This is a genomic window from Flavisolibacter tropicus (assembly GCF_001644645.1).
In the GTDB taxonomy this organism is placed as follows: Bacteria; Bacteroidota; Bacteroidia; order Chitinophagales; family Chitinophagaceae; genus Flavisolibacter; species Flavisolibacter tropicus.
Window position 1 is genome coordinate 2,696,839 of sequence record NZ_CP011390.1, and the last position, 21,791, is coordinate 2,718,629.

Below are 21,791 nucleotides of genomic sequence, written 5' to 3' on the forward strand. Positions count from 1 at the left end.
CATTGTGTATATCAATTATTAGCAGAAGCGACACTTTAAGGTAACGGTTAGCCTTCTGTAAGATCCAACTCTAACTCTGTATAATTTGTATATACCGGATCCTGTGAGGGATCGACAGTAACACTGTTTTGATAATCGCCTTTACCTCTCACTGATAACTTTATCGTTTTTACTGGCGAACCAGCAGGCGGCACGTGATGAACGGAAACCTTATATCGACCTGTTGGTATATCTTTTACCCCGATGTTGCTATACATACCAATAAAAGAACTAGGAAAAGAGCTGGCCCGCGCTACAATGGTTTTTCCAGTACTACCATCTACCAAAGGACCTACAGGCTCTAACGTAAATTCCAGCTCCTCATCAGGCACATCAACGCCTGAAAAGTAGGTTAGATAAGTTCCTATACGTGCATCTGTAGTACTTCCCGGAACGACGCCTGATAATTTCCAGCTCATGTTACGTACAATACCTTCAGTAGGTGTAGTTACAGGCGTTGCATCTTCTGACCGTAATTCAAAAACATAGGTCTTACCGTTATAAGGCGTAGGAGTTGTATATTTTGCCATCAAACTCCAGTTTCCTCCTGGCTGTCCATTCATATCCAAGGTATAGATGCCCTTGTCGTTAGTAACGCCACTGATAGTAGTATTATACCAAGTTGAATGACTGGCTGTAACCCGTACGCCAGCTAAAGGCTTTCCTTGCGGGTCCAGGATTTTACCAGTAATGAAGCCCTTCTTAGCCGGAGTATCTCCATTATCAACTTTTTCAACTTTATCCTTGGAACAATTGGAGAAAAGGTTACTGGTCAGCAGTAGGATAAACAGTAGCTTCATGGTTTGCATTTTTAAAAAATTGGTGTTTTTCGTTTATTAGGCAGTTGTAATTCGGCAATAAAGTTGCTATTCTGAGTTTACTGGTAAAACAGCAGATTGTACCAGTTGCTATAAATTATAATTGAATTGCATATAATAAGTCATATTCCCATCTTAACTTCTAAAACGAAACTTTAGCTTTGACAATCAATACCCCAATTGCAATTGACTCATTATGAGTTATGCTTTTGCTACATCAAAGAAATTGGCAGATCATGAATTTTTCCATTACAGGCAACCTGGTAGACATCAAACAACAACGCATATACGCAGCAGAAATAACAGTAGAAGCAGGTAAGATCAATAGCATTAAACCTGTTGACCAATCTACTTCGCAGCCCACCAACTATATATTACCCGGCTTTATTGACGCCCATGTGCACATTGAAAGTTCTATGCTGGTGCCTTCTGAATTTGCACGACTGGCGGTAGTACACGGTACTGTGGCCACCGTTAGCGACCCCCATGAAATAGCCAACGTATGCGGAAAAGAAGGAGTAGAATACATGATCACCAATGGAAAGACGGTCCCTTTCAAGTTCTATTTTGGTGCCCCCAGCTGTGTACCGGCTACTACATTTGAAACGGCTGGTGCTACCTTGAACGCTAATGATGTACGTGAGCTGCTGGCCCGTGACGAGATCAAGTATTTAAGTGAGATGATGAACTTTCCGGGCGTACTTAATAAAGACCCAGAGGTTATGCAAAAGATTGCAGCCGCAAAACATTTCTTCAAACCAGTAGATGGCCACGCACCCGGCTTACGTGGCGATGTTGCCAAACAATATATAGACGCAGGTATATCTACCGACCATGAATGTTTTACAGCAGAAGAAGCATTAGACAAACTGCAATACGGTATGAAGATCCTGATCCGCGAAGGCAGTGCAGCCAAAAACTTCGAAGCGCTTGTCGGCTTAGTGCAAGAGCATCCGGATATGATGATGTTTTGCTCTGACGACAAACACCCCGACAGCCTGGTAGAAGGTCATATAGATCAACTGTGCGCAAGAGCCGTAGCCAAAGGCATTGATGTATTCAATGTACTGAAGGCTGCTTGTATCAATCCGGTAGAGCATTACAAGCTGAATGTAGGTTTATTACAAGAAGGTGATCCTGCCGACTTTATAATTGTAAAAGACTTGCAGTCTTTTAATGTGCAGCAAACCTATGTAAATGGTGTATTGGTGGCAGAAGAAGGAAAGTCATTGATTGCAAGACATGAAACGAAAGATGCAAAAGCAGTTAACCAATTTAATTGTAGCCCCAAGCAGGTACAGGATTTTGCTATTACCAGCACGTTGGAACTTCCGGTTATAGAAACACTGGACGGTCAGCTAATCACCAATAAACTTATGCTAACACCTAAGTCAGAAAATGACCAACTGGTAAGCGATACAGAACAGGATATTTTAAAAATAGTGGTGGTAAACCGTTATAAAAATGCACCTATTGCAAAAGCATTCATCAAAAATGTAGGTCTAAAATCAGGAGCCATTGCATCCTCAGTGGCACACGATAGCCACAATATTGTAGCCGTAGGTGTAGATGATGAAAGTCTTTGTACAGCAGTGAATCTGGTGATTGAAAAAGAGGGCGGTGTAAGCTGTGTAGGCCGTGGCAAACGACACATACTGCCTTTACCGGTAGCTGGCCTTATGACAACGGCCGATGGATATGAAGTGGCTACCCAATATGCAGCCATTGATGCCGCTGCAAAGGAATTAGGATCAACATTGGCATCCCCCTTCATGACATTGTCCTTTATGGCCCTACTGGTTATTCCTCATTTGAAACTGAGCGACCTGGGGTTGTTTGATGGCGATAGCTTTAGTCTATATAACCACTAACTCACATATAACTAAAGACAGTAAATCATTCAGCATCTGATTCGGCATAGTTGATAATCCTATCAATTTGTTGTTGTAAAGAATTATATCCGACAGTATTACTTAAGGCCCCAACCAGGTCTTTCACTAGGTATACTTCTAAAAAATAATCAAATCCAGGGCAGTACTTTTCGGCTAACTCTTCTAGCGGCGTTTCCTGTTCTTCATCCGTCAACTCCACTACTACCACTTCAGAAGAAGGTAAAAACTTTCCATTCTCTTTTTTTGCAAAAATTACTGCCTCTTCACTTTGGTTGTCAATGTTGGAAATAACCTCACGTATTGTCATACTGCTTTGTTGATTGTAGTTTGAGATTGCAGGATTGCCGCTTATACTCAAATATAGACATGTTTCTGCAGGCTAGTAAGATTAGTGACATAGATTCCGCACGCCATCCGGAGTTTATAATATAGAGTATGCCCCGTTGTTGTTGGTCGCCGACCCCAAGTGTTCGAAAGATCTAATAGACAGTAGAGAGCGTACTCTTTGAAGCAATTTCCTTTGCTCCCCTCTGCGGTTTCTCTGTGGCCTTTGCGGTAAAAAAACAACCGCAAAGCCTCGCAAAGAAGGCGCAAAGCAACGCAAAGAACAACATTCGAACACTTAGGGTCGCCGACCAACGGTTCATATAGTCAGAAAATGTGTCAACAGGTGCAAGGAACCGTTACTGCTTTATGCAGTCGCAAAAAGCTTCTAATGGTGCTTGTTTAAAGTATACATACACTCATAAAAAGGAACCGTTGGTCGCGACCAACGGCAACTTCGGGAAATCGCAATGCTGGCAACAGGTCTTTATATAATTCCCTGTGGCAATACCTCGCTGAAATTTGTAAAGCGGTAGTTGCAATGTTCCCTTTGGGCATTACACCAGGTTCACCATTCTGTTCAGGCAAGATTATCCCTTGGAAGCCATTGCCTCACCATAGGAGTCGTAATATTCCTTATGCTCATATAATTTCCCATCCCTGAAATAAAATACCATGGCCCAGTCTCCGGAATAAGAGTTGCCCGTTTTCTTAGATTTAGCATCCCAGTGTCCAAGTGCCACAACCTTGTCCCCTTCTCCAATAAGCTCCTTCACTTCAAAACTGGGAAAATCTTTGTTGGCATAAATAAGTCTGAAAAAATCCGCCACTCCTTGTTTCCCATTGTACACCTGTGCATATGGGAGTATTTCTGTAGGGCCTGGGCAGGTCCATTTAATATCATCGGTAACAAGGTCTAGAATAGCGGGAACATTACCCTCACCAAAATAATTGTAGAGTGCTTGGGCAATGTCTTTGTTGGTCATTACTGCTGTTTCCATTTTCTATTAATTTAATTGTTATCAATGGCAGTAATCAGGTGGGATACACAATGTTCGAGAATTGCCAAAGGGGGAATATTTTACTACATTCAGTTGGCCTACTAAAGGTAAATAGAATTCTTCAGCATAAGGTCTATATACTTTGCTTCTGGATTTAAGTCGGGCGGCTTTAGCTAGCAAAGAGAAAACGTTCGCCGTGCTACCCTAGTATAGGATAGTAATATAGTGCTCGCTGCCCGGAGTTTATAATTTATATAGACACTATGAATAGCCAGGAGCAATAGCCACTGGTGTTAGCGGCTACTTCTTTGCCTTCCCCACTTATAGGTTATAAAGAGTAAAGCCACACCTACTATTATTTGTAATACTTTACCTATAAAAATCAGGTTGGTAAGAGTCGTATCTCTTGCTGTTATTGTTTCCTCTTCGGGCAGCCCTGACAAAGGAGGATAACTTGTCCAGCCACTTGTGCCCGTGTTGAACTGGCCAAGGAAGTCATTCAATAGAGCCACAGTTATAATAAAGAATGCACCAGTCAATACAAGTATCCCATTTGTCCACTTTCTGGAAAACCGTAATGTAGTTTGTCTGATGAAAAAAACAACAAAAGACAGTAACAAGAATACAGGCACAAAATAGAGCAAGGCAGGATAGGTAATGTGGCTGCCTTCCATAGCAATAGCCACGCCTGAGAATAGGTTATAGTTCAAAACAATCTTTAGCAATAAAACTGATAACAAGAAGGAAATGCCCAGCCAAAGAAGGTCTTTAAAAATTGGAGGTATTGGTCTTCTCATAATGATTGCAATGCAGTTGCCTCTAACAAATAAATATACATAACTGTTGAAGTTTTTGCCGACAGCCAAATCGTTCAAGCGAGGTCTCCATACGTTGCAAGTCCAGGCAGCGAAGCCCCCGCTTAGACACTAACGCAACACCTTCTATGTGTACTGTTTCTTCATTCCTTTTACTGGCTACTTCTTACTCACCACTTACCACACACCATCTCACTTAATATAGAAATTCATCAGGTGCGGGGCCGTCAGCGTGCCGCCGAAATAAGGATACTGTTGGTAGCCGCTGAAGGTGGAAACAGACCTGCCCCGCGCTGTTTTCACCGCCACGCCATCCACCGTAAAGACATAGCTGCTGCCCGAAACCGCAATGCTGCAATTGATATCCCTGCCAATTTCCACGGCTTTAATAAATGGAGGGTCATAGGAAATGGGGTCACGCAGCAGTGTGCCTTTTACATACACGTAGGCAAGCAACTCCAATTTGCCATTCAGCCAACGCCAGCCCAGGCGCGCGCTGTTGTATTGATTGTTCAGCCCTTCCGAGAAGCCCCATAGCTTGTTGGCATCGTAGGCATGGTTGTAGTCAGTAATAACGGCTGGGTAGATGGCCGTGCTGTCGAATCGGGCCACGAAGTTCATTGAAGTGCCCGAGACCGACTTAAGCGTCCGCGGGTCGCATTCGTGAGCCCCTTGCTGAATAGTGTATTTGGCAAAGGTGGTAGGAGCAGTGGGAATGCCGCCGCCCTTGCCTTTGGCAGTCGACTGGACGGGAGTATCTCCTAACTTCTTTGCTTCGGCACCGTCCAAGGTAGCCTCCCTAGAGCAGCAAATAAAATACAGGGAAGCAAAGGCAAACAGCAAACCTTTCATAAAACAGGCGTTTCCTTTCAAGATAACACAATTGCAAGGCTTTTGCAAGAAGGGCACCTATTCACTTGTGGATCACTGTTGTCCCTTTGTTACCGTTGGTCGCCGACCAACGGTTCTATTATTAAATGAATGTATATCCATACAGCAAGAGTATCATTAGATACTTGTACTGCGGCTTGTAATTGCAACGACTCATTTCAGTTGCTAACACTCTTTCTAAGTATATGAACCGTTGGTCGGCGACCAACGGCAACGCGGACTACAATTGGTATAACGATGACTACCATACTGGAAAGTCAGACCGGAATGGACCTGTTCCTTTAGTGGCAATTACAAGCAGAGCTAAAACTGCTAATATTATTAATACCCACCTTAACCAAATTGGAATAGCTGATTCATTTTTAACTCGTGTACCCGTTTTATTCTTTCTTACCACCTTTCATTTTTTATGTAGTTGTTGTGCGCATTAATCTATTTAGATAAATCAAGCGTATGTGTCCAGTCTTTATAGTGAAAGGCAGGACTTTTGGACTTTACTAAATTTACGAACTGCCCGTGCTATTCGTAGTATATGATAGTAATATAGTACACACTGTCCTGAGTTTGCAACCACAAGTGTTCGAAACCTTGTTTTTAGCTGGAGTTCCAAAGCGGAGCGGCTTTACGGGGATCACCACCACACAGGGTTACAATGGTTTTAATGATTTGGTTTTCCAGTTCAATTTCAAATTGCAGTCGGGCAATCTTATAGCTGCTAATGTGATTGAGTTTCTTGTAGGCGATGACCAGGGCCGCTACAATTAAGGTCATGTAGATCATGACCTGGATGCCGTTTTCTGTGCGACTGACCAGGTGGGCGGCACTGAGGTGTTGCTTGATAAATCGAAAGAAGACTTCAATGTCCCAGCGCCTGCGGTACCATTCGGCCAGGGTGTACGGGTTTTCCTCCATCAGGTTCGTGATCAGCCACAGCGCTTCGCCGTTTTGGGTCAGCGTAGCTTTGATAACCCGGTACGTATACTGGGTGGTTTTGCCTTTTCGTTTATAGAGAAAGCCCTCTTCATCACCGTATACCTTAACCGAAGATTGGCGGGGCGCTCGTGGCAAGGGGCGGCAGCGCTTCAACTGAAAATAAATATTGGTCTTGGTGCGGCCCACAAACCCCTTGCCGGCCGTGGTAAACCGGTCAAAAGCGTCGCGCAACTGCAGGCCCCGGTCAAAGACCACCACACCGTCTTTTAAGTACGCCGCTTCATCAATGAGGGCGGCCAGCGCCTTGTCTTCACTGATGAAGGTAGACTGGGTATACACCTTGACCGAGGCGGGTAGGGAGCCCTTTAAAGCCACGCTGTACTTGGTGTGCCCCTTGGTGAGGTTGGGGCCGTTTTGCAGCCCCCCGGCCAACAGGCGGGCCGACAGCGCCACATAGGTGCTATCGACCCGGGTAAGAGCTTTTTCTTCCCCGAGCACTTTGGTGTAGAGGGCGGACACGGTGGCAAACAGTTTTTCAAAATAGGCAGCCCGCATGGTGCAGATGCGGTCACGGATGGAATTGTAGCGGCTGTGCAGGGTTTCACTGTGGGCAAAGGACTTAAAGGAGGCGGACGCTAGAAAACTTTCCATCACCCGCAGGGAAAGCTTTTCGGAGTTGAGCATCGAAAACAAGATCAGCTTGAACATGATCTCGCCGGAGAGTTTTTTGACCTGGTGGTCCACCTGGGTGGTAACGGCTAAAGCCCTCAGGCAGCGCGCCGGCAGGAGCTTTAGCAAAGCAGCAGCTGTCATGCTCAATAGACGTTAAACGCCCTGCTAAGGTTTCGAACACTTGTGGTTTGCAACTCAGGACAGTAGTCGTTTATAATTTAGAAAAACACTACGGATTGCTACGGAACACCAACAACCACGTAAAAAGAGTGATTATTGATTTGTTATAAGATCAATCTTTACGGCATCTTTATATGGGCCTCCTAAAATGCCTGGATTTTGTTTCAGTTTCATTAATATAAGGCTACTCACAAGGATCGGTGTAATCATAGAAAGGAGTGTGAATAAGCCATCAGTCCACCATTTGTAATCTGATGGCACTCGGTCACCTTTTGTAACTACAAGTATATGCCTCCCTTGCATTTTTAATACTACCCAATCGAAAAGACGGAAAAAAAGTAAAAAAAGTAAGGGCATGAAGTAACCCACCTCCTGGAAATTAATGTACTTAATCCGGTAAAAGCCCAATATTGATAGCATACAACCCAAGGCTAAATGAAAAATATATGTCTTTCTTTCAAACAGTCGGTTATAATACTTCTTTTTGGGGTCTAATGAGAATGCCATCAACATGAATAAAATGTATCCCAACCCTATAAAAAAACTTATAATGAACATGATTAATTAATAGCGTACAACACTCAAAAATACTGCATCTCTCACAAGTCTTTGTGCTTTTGGGAAAAACGTCCCTCCCGTTGCCGTTGGTCGGCGACCCCGAGTGTTCGAAAGACGGTTTTGATGTTTTACTTTAGGAGTTGGGAGGAGGTTTGTTATGCGTGCCTCAGCCATTATTTACGCCGTTGAAGGGTCTATGTTTAGCCCACCAACAACATGGTTGAAGATAAACAACTTATAGCAGAACCTCTCAACTACGTTCAGTTGTTGGTGCAGCCCAGCACAAGAGCTAAGAGGAACACCAACAACGGCGTAAAAAAAGCTGATTAGTAGTTTACAGTCTAAATTTATCCCGTCTGCCTAACTTTTGCAAAACTACTGTGCTTGTTGCACAACTCAGCCTCCTAAAGCCACTGTAAAAGTGGTAAATTAAACCATGCAAGGAAAGAAACCTTTTCAAGACAAGCGCCTTGCTTCCTTCCGCCTCTCGGAGCGGGTGCCGCGTGACAACTTCTACCGCCGCTTAAAAGCAATCATGGATGTGGAGTGGCTCTATGAAGCCACCCAAAAGTACTATGGCCGTGAGGGCCACAAATCGCTGGACCCGGTGGTGTTCTTCAAACTCATTTTAATTGGTTATCTCGAGAACCTCTTAAGCGATCGAAGAATCATCCAGACCGTCAGCCTGCGCCTGGATCTTTTGTACTTTATCGGTTACTCCCTGGACGAACCGCTGCCCTGGCATTCTACCATCAGCCGCACGCGTCAACTTCTGGGTGAAGAGGTCTTTAAAGAACTCTTCAAACGGGTCTTACGCCAGTGTGTGCAACAAGGCATGGTGAAGGGCAAACGCCAGGCCCTGGACTCGGTGCATGTCAAAGCCAATGCGTCGATGGACTCCTTAAAAGAAAAAGAAATTGTGCAGGACGGGGAAGCCTATGCAGGTGAACTCGGTGAAGATGCAGAGGACGAAGAGCAAACAGAAAAGCAAACCGTCTCCGTCTTCAAACACCAGCAAGTGCAGTGGCATCACGGCTGGAAGCGGAAGGCCTACAAAGGGCGGCCCAGTGGTGGATGGCGGGCTCGCTTTGTCTCCAACCACACCCACTACAGCACTACCGATGGGGATGCCCGTGTGGCCGTCAAACCCGGCAAGCCCCGCCAGTTAAACTATTTGGGGCAACTCAGTGTCGATACCGCCCATCACGTTATTACTTGTATACAGGCCGACTATGCCAGTAAAAAAGACTCGCAGTGTTTGCCCTCATTACTCCGGCATACCATTGACAATGTAAAGGCGGTAGGCTTAAAAGTAAAAGAAGTACTCTGCGATGCGGGCTACTCCTCTTCGGAGGCCCTAAAAGCACTGAAGCAGTACCGTGTCACCGGCTATATCCCCAACTTTGGGCAATATAAACCCACCCGGGAAGGCTTCCGCTATTTTGCCGGCGGGGATTATTACCAATGCTCCCGGGGAGTAAGGCTTCCTTTTAAACGCATCAAGGACTCTCATGATGGCACGTACCAGATGCGGGTCTACAGAAGCAGTTCTTTGGATTGCAGGAACTGCCCTTTGAGAAAAACCTGTATTGGTAAAAGTGATTTTAAAAAGATTGAAGACACTGTAGACAAACCCCTCTATGATGAGATGCATCTCCGGCTACAAACCCGCAAAGCCAAACGTATGAAACGGCTTAGGCAAGCCACCGTCGAACCGGTGATTGGTACCCTGGTGAACTTTTTAGGGATGCGACGAGTGAACACAAGAGGCATCCAGCTGGCCAACAAGTGTTTGCTGATGGCCGCCGTGTGTTATAATTTGAAAAGACTCCTAAAATGGATGGGGGAAGCCGAAGGCAAAGGCGAAAAAACGCTTGGCCAGCTACTGGTTATGCTGTACTGGCTACCGGTTCTCTACAGCCGAAGAGGAGAGCAAATACAAACCAGCTTAAGCTACGCTTGCTAAAATCAAAAAACCACATACAAATACTGTTTTAGTTCCGAGTTGTGCAACAGCCACTACTGTTGGCTGCCGTAGAGCATTAGGTAACTTGCACCTCGTTACTCCATTGCAAATACCCTTCTCCGTCGTAAGCTCGGACAAAGAACGAAACAACATTTGAGGCGAAGCTTTTCAATTGTTCACTATTCAAAGAATTGAATGAAGAAAAGCCGTTTTGGCTGTCAATAGGCAACGAACTCAGGGCGCAAAGAAAGTAATAACCTTCACTAGTCCTGAATGAATCTTCAAACTCTTGTGGTTCAGCATCCTTGTTAAAGAAGTAATACATTTCGTCATTGAGATACACATACTTCATTTGAGAAGGTTCCACCCATGGGTCTGTTGGCTTTCCATGTGCTTCTTCAAACAAACAGCAGTGTTCTTTGTTCTGGCGTAGGTATTGAAGAATGTCGTTGATTACAACGGGTCTTGCATCATTTTGAACAGGAACTAATGCGGGAGTATTTTGAAGTAAACTTCTATCGAAGGGATAAATTCCGCCTGTCTCAAACCTATACAAGAGCTCCGAGGGCGCGTTCTCGGGCACATAGGTAAATACTTTTCCTTTCAACAAAGATTTCGAAAGCAATTGGTTTGCCAGTGTTTTACCGGAAATGTCAAGTTGCTCTTGGATGTATGCAAATGCTTGTGGAGAGGTTATGTCTACTCGTTTTATCATGCTTTAAAGAAATGTCACCGTAAACGACCAATAGCAGCCAACGAGGAAGGGCTTTAAGAGGGTCGGGAATTTGGAAAACTATCGATCTTCTTTAGCACCTTCGTTGACTATTGTTTTGCAGCTGAAAGATAGCTATTCAGCCAGACTTTTTTAAAGCCCATGTTATACGCATCTTATTATGGCGTATGGCGAGTAATCCCACCGTATTCAATATTGTAGCCATTGGAATATTGATTTATTGCTTCCGCTATTTCATGGAATGTTTTATCTAAGTCTGAAACATTTAATTTGATTCTTCTGTTGTGTTCTGTCGTTTCAATAAACATAAAGTAAGAAGCAACTTTATGATGCCAGCTTTCAAAATAAAACCTTTGTACTATGTTCCAAGGAATCACTTTTCTCCTTTTTGGCCAAATACCTTGATGGTTTACAATGAGACTGGCAGTTTTATCTAATAGCGAATACCACAGATAAGCAGTTATTAAAGCAAATATTACAACCACAATCACGATTCTTTTTGAAGCAAACCAAGATTGGCTATGGAAATAAATTAGCATCAGTGCCAGCACTGTTGAAAAGAAGATTGCATATACTTTGTACTGCCAACCATCTCGTTTTGCAATAAACTCATTTACTTGAGAAACTGTGTTTGAGGGATGCATGATAAAGTTGCGTATAACGCAGAAAGCATTTACGAAGGCATGGCATTACTTGATTCAGCTTCATTTGCGTTCTGTAGTTGATAAAGATATAGCGTTTAGCCGTTGTTCAAAAGCCATGCTTTTGTGAATGCTATGTTAGGCGTAGGCAATCAGTGTTTTGCGTCTTTAATGTCACTATACAGTCTCTGTAGTTCAATACTATTTGACCAGCCTGCGCTTTCTTTCATAGCTATGATTATAAACTGTTGCAATTCGTTCAAAGACTTGGTTGCTCCTTTAACCCTGGCATTTGGCCAAGGCTCCTTATCTGGTGTCATGAGATACTCGATGTAATATTCATCTTCCAGTCCATTTATGGCAACGAACCAAGGACTAAGCGAACTGTCTTCGGAAAGCAGCAATAAAGTTGCGTGTGATGTAAGACCATAAATCTCTGTCTCAGGAAATGTGTCATTGAGCAGGTTTAGAACTTTCAACATCGGTGTGCCGACATCAGCAAACGTTTTGACCTTGTCTGGAATAAACTCCGCATAGAATTCCTCCAAGGTTTGTCGCTTTTGTTCAGAGCATCGCTTTATTCCCATTTTAATTCTTAGTTATTTATCTTGCTTACGCCTAACGCATAAATATACGAACCCAAGTTCGTTTATCGTTACATTACAAATCGCTTGCACATAAGGTGAAAACCAAGGCCTTGCAGGTTCGCTTTTTTGTAGCCACTCCCACGTGTCCTAGCTCTTTTTTGTCCTTCCGGCTACAAGGAAACGAACTGTATTATGTTAAACAGGCTACCCAAAAAACGAACCTGCCTATTACCGCAACAACCTATTCAGCAGACTGAATATAAGACCCGATGCATAGCCGATAAAACTTATATCTCACAGTTTTTCTTCTACCCCTTTGATCCCCCTTTTCTTCGATTCTTCTTCGATATTGCTTCGATATTTGTTCGATTCCTGGGATCGAAAGAAATAGGTAGCAGAGACGTTCGAATTTAGTTGCACCCTGCTAGGAATTGCTAATATTTTAGCAAGTTAGCGGTACCAAAACTCGTACACTATGGCAAAACTTCCGCAGGGCATTATGGGACCTCTTGTTGGTACCGCAGGCCCCATAACCGGTTATCTGCGCTTAGGGATACCGGTAGTTCGTTCTAAAACCCGCCCCAATTCTTTCAAACCCACCGCAGCCCGCACCGCCCAGCAACGCAAACTGCAGTTGGTATTACCCTTTATTAAATCCTTTACCGGCACCGGCTTTTTGAAAAAGAGCTTTCCCATTGGCACAGAAGGTAGTACCGGCTACAACCGCGCCTTGAGCCAAACCATGAATGGCGCCTTGGTGGGTAGTGATCCAGACTTGTTACTTGCCTATCCGTTGGTACTGGTCTCACGCGGTAGCCTGCCCAAGGCGGCAGCGCCAACCGTAATAGTGGAGGCTGATGGAAACCTGCGCTTTCGCTGGGAAGATAACAGTACAACCGGCAAAGCCAAAGCAACCGACATGGTGCTGCTAGTGGCGTATTTCCCTGACCTGGAGCAGGTAATCTGCTCTACTGAAGCGGCCTACAGAAGCGAGGGAGAAGCCTTGCTACAAACCAATAACCTGCGCGGCCAAAAGGCAGAAACATGGATGGGTTTTATCAATGAGGATGCTACCGATGCCAGTGATAGTGTTTATACGGGAACAGTGCTGCTGTAAGGAATAGTACAACCTGGAATTTGGGTTTTATCCATACTATACCCTTTTCAATAAAATAGGGCGTATTAAGTTGGCAGAGGACAGTTGACAGTTGACAGAGTTCTACTATCATCTGTCAACTGTCCTCTGTCAACAAACTGGCATTATCCTTTTAATGCCAGTTGCCATTTACCGGTAAAAAACCGCAGCTTACCGAAAACCAATGTACACTCCCCTGTATGCTATTGACTCCCCTCTCGCAAGCCTATAGTTTTGATAAAAAATAACAACAAGATGAACGACTTAGAAAAGAAAATAGAAGAACGCTATGGACGCAGGGAGCATTGGAGAGAACACAGAGGGATGTCTGTACGTGGTCGCCGATGGACAGGATTGTTCCTGCTTTTCATTGGTGCAGCGGCCTTATTAAGGGGCACTCTGGCACCTTTAGTACCAGCATGGTTGTTTACCTGGCAAATGCTGTTGATCGTAATGGGTTTATTTATAGGGGTTCGACACAACTTTCGCGGAGGCGCCGGGTTTATGTTGATACTGATTGGTGGCATTTTCCTCCTAACGGAATTCTACCCTGGCTTTATTGACCGCCGTTACGTTTGGCCGCTGGCCATTATGGCAGTGGGCGCCTTCCTGATCTTTAAGCCACGCCACCGTCGTTGGGACATGCAGGAACAAGGAGAGCCAGCTCCAGTAGCACATGAAGAAGCAGCACCGTACACGGCAACTACAGGATCCGATGAGGACTACCTGGATTCAACAACCGTTTTTGGGGGCATCAAAAAAACGCTTTTCACTAAAAACTTCCAGGGCGGCGACATTGTGAACATTATGGGCGGCACTGAGATCAACTTATCTCAAGCCGATATTAATGGCCGCGTGATTTTAGATGTAACGCAGATCTTTGGCGGCACCAAGATCATTGTTCCACCGCATTGGGATATCAAACCTGAAATGGCCGCCATCTTCGGTGGTATTGACGACAAGCGCGCCATTCACAACGCCACCATTGACCGCAGCAAAGTATTAGTGCTCAAAGGCACCTCCATCTTTGGCGGTATTGAGATCAAATCTTTTTAATCACTATTCAACTTATTGTTATGAGCTGGTATATAGCTAAAGTGGTGTATCGCATAGTGTGTGGTAATGGTGAACATACACCGCAGTATGAAGAACAGTTACGCCTGGTAGAGGCTTCTTCAAAAGGTGAAGCGTTCAAAAAGGCCATGCAAATGGGGATCAAAGAAGAAGTGCAGTTTCTCAACCAACAGCAAAAACTAGTACACTGGAAATTCATAGATGTAAGCGAACTTTACCAACTGCATGAAGTAGCCGATGGTACAGAGATATATTCACGTATTGAGGAAAAAGATGATGCTGATATATTTGAAGTGTTAGTACATGCAAAAGCCAGCTTTATACTGGCCGAATCAAACCAAACATTCTTACAAGCAATATAACCGCTTTGGCTAATTCACCGCTTTCTGTATTTCGTTTTCGATGGCTGTTCTTCAGCGGCTGGCTGCTATGGGCACTCATACATGCCTGTGTGCTTACCAGCTTTGATTTACCCTGGACAGTTGCCATTGCCGACAGTGCTGTTTCCAACATCTTATTGATGTTAGTCGCATTACTGTTGGTCAACACCTTACAGTTCTATATTCCACAGGCCGACCGCTATGTAATGCTCCTGGCCTGGGTGGCCACACTTACCATTATCTGGCTGGTAATAAGCCGACTGATCTTAACGCTACTATTTGCCGATACGCAATACCTGTTGTTTCAAAAGCAATCGCTCTTTATACGCTTTAGCTTTGGCTTTCTGATCACATCAACTATTGTCTTAGTGAGCGTACTGTGGTACAATTGGCAGGAGCAAAAAGCACTGGAAGAAAGACGCAGAGAAACCGAGCGTATGGCTAAAGAAGCAGAGTTGTTCAAACTGCGTCAACAGCTGCAGCCCCACTTTCTTTTCAATAGTTTGAATTCCATTTCCGCTTTGATAGGACCAGAAGGAAAGGCTGCTCGCAAAATGGTTTTACAGTTGTCGGAGTTTTTACGTGGTACTTTAAAAAAAGAAGAACATCAATGGACATCATTGGGTGAAGAGGTACGCTACCTGCAGCTATACCTGGAGATTGAAAAAGTACGATTTGGACATCGCCTGGATACAGCGTTTGAGTTGGCAGAAGGAACAGAAGCATTGCAATTACCTGCATTACTGTTACAACCGATAGTAGAGAACGCCATTAAGTTTGGCCTATATGACACGTTTGACGAAATAACCATTACCGTTTCTTCTTACCAGCAAGACCAGGCGCTGATCATAGAAGTACAGAATCCTTTTGACCCCGACATTACTTCACCCAAGGGCACCGGCTTTGGATTGTTATCTATACAACGCAGGCTTTATCTTTTATTTGGCCGGAATGATCTGTTACAAACAGAAACTTCCGGAAAACTATTCACCACCCGCTTAACCATTCCGCAACCGACAAAATAAAGAAGACATGAAAGTTTTGATCATAGATGATGAACCACTAGCAAGGAGTCTTGTAAAAGAATACCTGCAATCACATACCGATTTAGAGTTGGCCGGCGAATGCGACAATGGACTGGAAGGTCTGAAGGCTATTCAACAATTGAAACCCGATCTTATTTTCCTGGATGTACAAATGCCACGTATCAATGGCTTTGAGATGTTGGAACTGGTAGAGCAACCACCGGCTGTTATTTTCACAACGGCTTTTGATGAATATGCCTTAAAAGCATTTGATGCGCATGCGGTAGATTACCTGCTAAAGCCGTTTACACAAGAACGATTTGATAAGGCCATTCAAAAATGGAAAGAATCTTCTGCTACCGCTGCTACAACTGCTGCGTTGTTGGAATCGGCTGCTGCCTTATCGCCAGTACAAAGTTCCCGTATTGTGGTAAAGAGCGGCAATCATATCAAGATCATCCCAATGCACGAGGTCAATTACATAGAGGCGGCCGATGATTATGTAAAGATCTATACCAAGGAAGGAAGCTTTTTAAAGAATGGTACGATGAATCATTTTGAAGCAGTACTGAATAAGGAACAGTTTGTGCGCTGCCATCGCTCCAGCATTATCAACATTCAAAATATTACACGCATTGATCCTTATGAGAAGGACAGCCATATAGCTATTTTAAAAACGGGAGAAAAGATACCAGTGAGCCGCGCTGGCTATGCAAAACTGAAACAGGTATTGGGTCTTTAAAGAAGAACACCAATCAATCGCTGTTCATTAATTATAAAAAAAATAATGCAAGTCCTGAGTATATCGGGGCTTTTTTATTTCTCGTTGGTTACGGGTACATAATAAATCAACAGTAGATAACAGAATGTTGATTTCTTCTACCTGTCATCTATCAACTGCCAACTGTTATCCTATAAATACGTAATAGTTTAGGCTCATTTTGCTCTAAAGTTCACATCCATTATTCTACGCTTCACTGTTCTCATCCTACGTGTCATAGGCTTTTTCATTGCCTACGCTTTCATTCTGCTGTTACTTGCCTTAAAATAACTGCAAAATGAAAAACAACTACTGCTTAGTCATTCTTATTTTTCTGCTACTAGTTGCCAACTTAAAATCTAACGGGCAAGATAAAAACAGGCGTACAGATCAACCCTGGCAGCTGGATGTAGCTGCTGGCCTGCATACCTTTTATGCACCAATAAAAGACCTGAAACCAGAGAGACCTGAGCTACTTACTTCTGTAGGCTGGGGAAAGCCACTGGGGCACAAACAACTGTTTGCCGTAACACTGCACTTAGGATATGCCCGCAATAATTATCAAGGCGATGCCATGTACCTGCAATTGCTAGGACAATACACACCTGTGATCGCTAACAAGGTAGAAGCAGGCATAGGCTTAGGCTTTGGTTACCGCTTTGCTTTTTATGGCAATACTCCTCAAAAATGGAATGGACAGGAATGGGTAAAGGGGAGTCCGTTTAAAGGAATGTACCAGGTACCTGTTCAATTAAGTGTGGGATATCGCTCTTTAAAACTAGACCATTATGTAGTAAGACCTTACCTGGCCTATCAACTGCAAGCTTTGTTGGGATACAATCCAGATGTATCTCCACTACCTGTTTCAGCAGGCTTATTAGGATTAAAGATTCAAAACACTAAATAATTAAAACTCCATAGGAGAATAATAACCTTTTCAATAAACTAGCCTTGTATTGGAAATTCTAAATTAAAATATCGAAATCCGAATATAAATACCACTACTAACTAACTAAAACTGATATAAGTTATGAAAAAACAGTATTTTAAATATAGCGTTTCAGCATTAATCCTTGTTCTGTTTTTAAGCAGTTGTAAAAAAAACTTATTTGAAACACCTGTACAAACACCCAGCGGAACAATACAAATGAACCCTGACCATCCCATGAAAGGATCCCTGCAAACCATAATTGATAAATACGTAGCAAAGGGATTACCCGGTGTACAAGTAGCCGTAAAGAATAACGATGGCTGGTATTTTACCAGTGGTGGCTTCACCAAAATTGAAAGCAAAAGCAGTTTCCATCCTTTAACGCCTACCTGGTTATTTAGCATCACTAAGACCTACACTGCCGCCTTGGTAATGAAACAAAAGGAAAAAGGAGTAATCGATCTGAATGCCAACATCGCCCGCTATCTGTCAGCCGATGTACTTAAAAACATTGATGGCCATGATAAGATCAACGTTCGTATGCTGCTTAGCCATTCTTCCGGTCTTGTAGACTTTATTGAGCTACCCGCCTTCCTGGTGGCCCAGTTCAATGATCCCTTACATCAACCATCTACTGATGAAATATTAGGAATGCTAAAAGAGCAAAAGCTACGTTCTACACCCGGAGAAGAATATTTTTATTCAAACACCAATTACCTGCTGCTAACACTCATACTAGAAAAGCTAACAGGCAAATCGTACCAGCAGCTGCTGCAAGAAGATATCTTTCAACCCCTGCACCTGCAACATACTTATGTGGCACCCACAGAAGAACAAACGTTAACGCTGGGCTTTCCCAATTATTACGTAGACCGCTATGCGAAAGACCAACTGGAAAATGCTTCTGCCTGGAATAGCGCATTGGCACGTGCTTGTGAAGGTTGGGGTGGTATAGCAGCTACATCGTCCGATGCTATATTGTTTTATGAAGCCTTGATGAATGGCCAGGTGGTAAGCAGCAACTCAGTACAGGAAATGAAAACCTGGTTTCAAGGCAAAAGCTCTCCGGCACCTGACTATGGATTAGGCTTTGAGTATTTTCAATATGCTGATGGCACTACACCTCAATATGGACACGAGGGCGATGGCATTGGCAGTTCTACCATGCTATTGTATGTTCCCGACAACAACACTTATCTATTCATTAATATAACAGCTGGCAGAAAATTGTTTGGCCCCTACTTATACAAGATCACTGATTTCAAAAATGAATTGTGTAAGGCAGTAGCCCAATGGCGATAAATGAATTTGGAATTTGTGATTTGGAATTTGAGATTTTCTTATTCCTAACTGTTTCATTAAAAAGAGCATCATTCACTTCATAAGGTTCTGTTTTGTACATTTAAGCAGGACTGTTACCCGCAGTCCTGCTTATCTATTCAACTAATTGCATTTATTTAAACAATACTACTATGGCTTCTAAAGAGGGAACGTTACATGATAAATGGTTTCGCTTTTTAGGAATTCCCTTCATCGCCTTCCTGTCGCATATCATCTTCTTTAATGAAGAGCATATGGGTGCAGACGATGGATTTACCAGTTGGCAAATCTATTTGATAGCTATTGCAGAAGCCTTGCTCTTATGGGAAACGAATCGATTAGTGATCCACTATTTTCATAAGCGGTATCCTTCTCTTCACCAAACACGCCAACGTATTTTGGGATGGTTTGTTGGCTGTATGCTGGTAACGATTGTTATACGCTATTTAAACATCTGGTTTTATGACAAAACGCTGTTCTGGGGTTATGTTTTTCCACCAGAAGGCTATTGGTACAACATCTTTATTGCACTGCTATTTGTGGCCATAGTAGCCGGTATTTATGAAACCATATTTTACTTTCAACAGTGGAAGAGAACGTTTGCCGAAAAAGAAGCTTTAAAAATAGAGCAGCTACAAACACAACTGGATTCATTGAAGGCCCAGATCAACCCGCACTTTCTCTTTAACAACCTGGGCTCTTTGTCCTCATTGATCATGGAAGATCAGTTACAGGCAGTGCGCTTTGTTAATGAGCTATCCAGTGTTTATCGGTATGTATTACAGGCTAACGATAAACACCTGACCACGTTAGAATCAGAGCTCGCCTTTATTGATAACTATTTTCACTTGCTAAAGACACGCTTTAGCGAAGGCATTGTATTAAACAATGAAATAGATGATCAGCATTTATCTTATTTATTACCGCCACTTACGTTACAGTTGTTGATTGAAAATGCCATCAAGCATAATGCTATATTACCTGAGAGTCCATTGGTCATTACTTTATATACAAGAGAAACAGACAGCCTTATAGTAGTAAATAACTTGCAAAAGAAATCCTCTCTTCTTACGTCTAACAAACTAGGCTTGCGAAATATTACTACTAAATACCGCTTGCTGAATCAAAAAGAGGTATTGATAAAACAAACAGATAAGACATTTCAGGTATCACTTCCATTGATTAAAAACAGCGACATATGAAAGTGCTCATAGTTGAAGATGAAAACTTATTGGCTAAGCAACTAACCAACCTGATAGGAACAGTAGCACCTGAGGCTGAAATTGTAGGACGCACCACCAGCATTCAAAGCACCGTACAATGGCTTTCCAGCAATATTTCTCCAGAGCTGATATTTATGGATATTGAGTTAGCCGATGGTCAGTGCTTTGACATCTTTAACCAAACGGTTATCAAAACACCCGTCATCTTTACAACAGCTTATGATGAATATGCACTGCAGGCATTTAAGGTAAATAGTGTTGACTATCTGCTGAAACCCATTAAAGAAGGTGAACTGATAGCGGCCCTGGCTAAGTTCAAAGAAATACATACACAGCAGACGGCGTTACCTGTTACGCTTGATATGACCAAACTTCTTCAACAACTAAATAAAGGAAACGGGGGAGCGTATAAAGACCGGTTTTTAGTAAAGAGTCGACAAAAAATGCATTCCATCAATACTGAAGACATTGCTTATTTCTGTGCGAAGAACACACTCAACTTTCTGATAACAAAGAACAATCAGAAATATACTATTGATTATACACTGGATGATATAGAAACACTCGTAAACGCAAAACAATTCTTCCGGGCTAACCGCCAGCACATTTTAGCACACGATGTTATTCATACTGTTCACGCCTGGTTTAATGGCAAACTCAAAGTAGAGCTTACCATTAAATCTGACGATGAAATTATTATCAGTCGTGAAAAAGCACCCTTCTTCCGGTCGTGGTTAGGAGAGTAACATATGCGGCCTAATTAAGGCTTACGCTTCTTGTCCAATCCACATGGCGCCTCCAATGCTATTGCGTTGCGCACCTGTAACAGAAGAGATCACATTGTACTCCTCGCGCCAGCGCAGAATGCCAATTAATGCCATTACCAGTGCCTCTTTGTATTTAACGGTATTCTCATCTGGCACCACCACTTCTACACCATAGGCTTGTAACGCTTCTGACAGTCGCTGAATCAAGAACGTATTAAATGCTCCACCGCCAGTCACAAACAATTTGGAATTTGGAATTTGAGATTTGAAATTCTCTATAGCTTTTGCGATCTGTTGTACAATATGTTCTGTATAAGTACGTAAAGCATCGGGCACCGATAAACCTGCAGCCTCAATCAGAGGGAATACCTCATCCGTCCCAAAACTATTGGCCAATGACTTTGGATAGGATTGCTGGTAATACGACAATTCATTAAGTTGTTGCAGTAAAGATTCATTTACTGTTCCTGAAGCAGCTTGTTTTCCCTCATCATCATATTCCAGGCCCAGTTTTGCCACCAACATATTTAATACTCGGTTGGCAGGACAAACATCATAGGCTATATAATCATTAGGTAGGTTGAAAGAAATATTAGCAATGCCACCCAAATTCAGAAACATGGAATAACCTTTCCACAACAGCTTCTCCCCTATAGGTACAATGGGTGCACCCTGTCCGCCAAAGGCTATATCAAGGGCTCTTAGGTCGCTTACTACGTTAATACCGGTACTGGCAGCTATAGCAGCCCCATCTCCTAGCTGTCCGGTCATCTTTTGAGCGGGTTGATGGAAGGTGGTATGTCCATGGGAGGCAATTAAACCCACTTTAAAGTGCAAATTGTTTTCTTCAATAAAGCGGTTTACCTCATTACCTACGTAGTGGCCATAGGCTGTATGTAACAGTAAATAGTCCTGCGCATTTAAGCTAATGGCATTTTTAAGCTTCTCTTGCCATTCTTCACTATAGGGATAACAATCGGCAGCCATAATTTCAAAACTCCACTCCCCTCTGTTTTCGTGTAACTCTGTGTAAACAAGATCTAACCCATCGAGCGAACTGCCGCTCATTAGGCCCATTACTTTATAAACCATGAATCAATTTCGGATTTAAGATTTAAGACTCTAG

General features: G+C 43.1%; 22 protein-coding genes. 11 read left to right on the top strand and 11 right to left on the bottom strand.

What is annotated here, in order from left to right:
* Nucleotides 1-47: 47 nt before the first annotated feature.
* The gene (locus tag SY85_RS11340) at nt 48-839 is read right to left on the bottom strand and encodes a peptidase associated/transthyretin-like domain-containing protein (RefSeq protein WP_148661165.1); all 792 of its coding nucleotides are present in this window, start codon (nt 837-839) and stop codon (nt 48-50) included.
* 254 nt (nt 840-1,093) lie between these two features.
* Here SY85_RS11340 and ade point away from each other — a divergent pair, with 254 nt between their 5' ends.
* On the top strand, nt 1,094-2,728 hold the full coding sequence (gene ade / locus SY85_RS11345) for an adenine deaminase (RefSeq protein WP_066404556.1): 1,635 nt from the start codon (nt 1,094-1,096) through the stop codon (nt 2,726-2,728).
* Between the two features lie 25 nt (nt 2,729-2,753).
* Here the strand turns inward: ade and SY85_RS11350 are convergent, their stop codons facing one another.
* The 6 genes from SY85_RS11350 to SY85_RS11375 all read right to left on the bottom strand — a co-directional run bounded on the left by SY85_RS11350 (nt 2,754) and on the right by SY85_RS11375 (nt 8,072).
* Entirely contained in the window at nt 2,754-3,056 is a 303-nt protein-coding gene (locus SY85_RS11350) for a DUF7716 domain-containing protein (RefSeq protein WP_066404557.1), read from the bottom strand.
* Between the two features lie 607 nt (nt 3,057-3,663).
* Nucleotides 3,664-4,074: a nuclear transport factor 2 family protein gene (locus tag SY85_RS11355; protein WP_066404558.1), complete on the bottom strand. Its 411-nt coding sequence runs from the start codon at nt 4,072-4,074 to the stop codon at nt 3,664-3,666.
* A 293-nt stretch (nt 4,075-4,367) separates the two neighbouring features.
* Entirely contained in the window at nt 4,368-4,871 is a 504-nt protein-coding gene (locus tag SY85_RS11360; protein ID WP_066404559.1) for a hypothetical protein, read from the bottom strand.
* Between the two features lie 210 nt (nt 4,872-5,081).
* Nucleotides 5,082-5,741: a hypothetical protein gene (locus tag SY85_RS11365; RefSeq protein WP_066404561.1), complete on the bottom strand. Its 660-nt coding sequence runs from the start codon at nt 5,739-5,741 to the stop codon at nt 5,082-5,084.
* A gap of 633 nt (nt 5,742-6,374) precedes the next feature.
* Nucleotides 6,375-7,526: an IS4 family transposase gene (locus tag SY85_RS11370; RefSeq protein WP_066404563.1), complete on the bottom strand. Its 1,152-nt coding sequence runs from the start codon at nt 7,524-7,526 to the stop codon at nt 6,375-6,377.
* A gap of 132 nt (nt 7,527-7,658) precedes the next feature.
* Nucleotides 7,659-8,072 (bottom strand): hypothetical protein, encoded by a 414-nt coding sequence (locus SY85_RS11375; RefSeq protein ID WP_148661166.1) that lies wholly within the window; start codon nt 8,070-8,072, stop codon nt 7,659-7,661.
* 487 nt (nt 8,073-8,559) lie between these two features.
* Between SY85_RS11375 and SY85_RS11380 the strand changes: the two genes are divergently transcribed.
* Nucleotides 8,560-10,089 carry an IS1182 family transposase gene (locus SY85_RS11380; RefSeq protein WP_066402099.1) on the top strand — a complete coding sequence of 510 codons (1,530 nt, stop codon included), beginning with the start codon at nt 8,560-8,562 and terminating at the stop codon, nt 10,087-10,089.
* A gap of 76 nt (nt 10,090-10,165) precedes the next feature.
* On the opposite strand, the gene SY85_RS11385 is transcribed toward SY85_RS11380, so the two are convergent.
* The 3 genes from SY85_RS11385 to SY85_RS11395 all read right to left on the bottom strand — a co-directional run bounded on the left by SY85_RS11385 (nt 10,166) and on the right by SY85_RS11395 (nt 12,050).
* Entirely contained in the window at nt 10,166-10,804 is a 639-nt protein-coding gene (locus tag SY85_RS11385; RefSeq protein WP_066404571.1) for a hypothetical protein, read from the bottom strand.
* 176 nt (nt 10,805-10,980) lie between these two features.
* Complete coding sequence (locus SY85_RS11390; protein WP_066404573.1) at nt 10,981-11,466, bottom strand: hypothetical protein; 486 nt, start codon at nt 11,464-11,466, stop codon at nt 10,981-10,983.
* Between the two features lie 149 nt (nt 11,467-11,615).
* Complete coding sequence (locus SY85_RS11395) at nt 11,616-12,050, bottom strand: hypothetical protein (protein WP_066404575.1); 435 nt, start codon at nt 12,048-12,050, stop codon at nt 11,616-11,618.
* A gap of 475 nt (nt 12,051-12,525) precedes the next feature.
* Between SY85_RS11395 and SY85_RS11400 the strand changes: the two genes are divergently transcribed.
* The 9 genes from SY85_RS11400 (at nt 12,526) to SY85_RS11440 (ending at nt 20,644) form a co-directional block, all read left to right on the top strand.
* Nucleotides 12,526-13,167 (top strand): DUF6266 family protein, encoded by a 642-nt coding sequence (locus tag SY85_RS11400; protein WP_066404577.1) that lies wholly within the window; start codon nt 12,526-12,528, stop codon nt 13,165-13,167.
* Between the two features lie 273 nt (nt 13,168-13,440).
* Nucleotides 13,441-14,241 carry a LiaF transmembrane domain-containing protein gene (locus SY85_RS11405; protein WP_066404578.1) on the top strand — a complete coding sequence of 267 codons (801 nt, stop codon included), beginning with the start codon at nt 13,441-13,443 and terminating at the stop codon, nt 14,239-14,241.
* A 20-nt stretch (nt 14,242-14,261) separates the two neighbouring features.
* Entirely contained in the window at nt 14,262-14,621 is a 360-nt protein-coding gene (locus SY85_RS11410) for a DUF4288 domain-containing protein (protein WP_066404580.1), read from the top strand.
* A gap of 5 nt (nt 14,622-14,626) precedes the next feature.
* Nucleotides 14,627-15,664, top strand: coding sequence for a sensor histidine kinase (locus SY85_RS11415; protein WP_066404583.1), 1,038 nt, complete (start codon nt 14,627-14,629; stop codon nt 15,662-15,664).
* Nucleotides 15,665-15,671: 7 nt separating this feature from the next.
* Nucleotides 15,672-16,406 (top strand): LytR/AlgR family response regulator transcription factor, encoded by a 735-nt coding sequence (locus SY85_RS11420; protein WP_066404585.1) that lies wholly within the window; start codon nt 15,672-15,674, stop codon nt 16,404-16,406.
* Between the two features lie 316 nt (nt 16,407-16,722).
* Nucleotides 16,723-17,331 carry a hypothetical protein gene (locus SY85_RS11425; RefSeq protein WP_066404587.1) on the top strand — a complete coding sequence of 203 codons (609 nt, stop codon included), beginning with the start codon at nt 16,723-16,725 and terminating at the stop codon, nt 17,329-17,331.
* A 123-nt stretch (nt 17,332-17,454) separates the two neighbouring features.
* Nucleotides 17,455-18,657, top strand: a complete 1,203-nt coding sequence (locus tag SY85_RS11430) for a serine hydrolase domain-containing protein (RefSeq protein ID WP_066404589.1) — start codon at nt 17,455-17,457, stop codon at nt 18,655-18,657.
* A gap of 170 nt (nt 18,658-18,827) precedes the next feature.
* Nucleotides 18,828-19,877 carry a sensor histidine kinase gene (locus SY85_RS11435; protein ID WP_066404592.1) on the top strand — a complete coding sequence of 350 codons (1,050 nt, stop codon included), beginning with the start codon at nt 18,828-18,830 and terminating at the stop codon, nt 19,875-19,877.
* Nucleotides 19,874-20,644: a LytR/AlgR family response regulator transcription factor gene (locus SY85_RS11440; RefSeq protein WP_066404594.1), complete on the top strand. Its 771-nt coding sequence runs from the start codon at nt 19,874-19,876 to the stop codon at nt 20,642-20,644. The genes SY85_RS11435 and SY85_RS11440 overlap by 4 nt, the downstream gene beginning before the upstream one ends.
* A 21-nt stretch (nt 20,645-20,665) precedes the next feature.
* Here the strand turns inward: SY85_RS11440 and SY85_RS11445 are convergent, their stop codons facing one another.
* Complete coding sequence (locus SY85_RS11445; protein ID WP_066404595.1) at nt 20,666-21,757, bottom strand: anhydro-N-acetylmuramic acid kinase; 1,092 nt, start codon at nt 21,755-21,757, stop codon at nt 20,666-20,668.
* Nucleotides 21,758-21,791 lie beyond the last annotated feature (34 nt).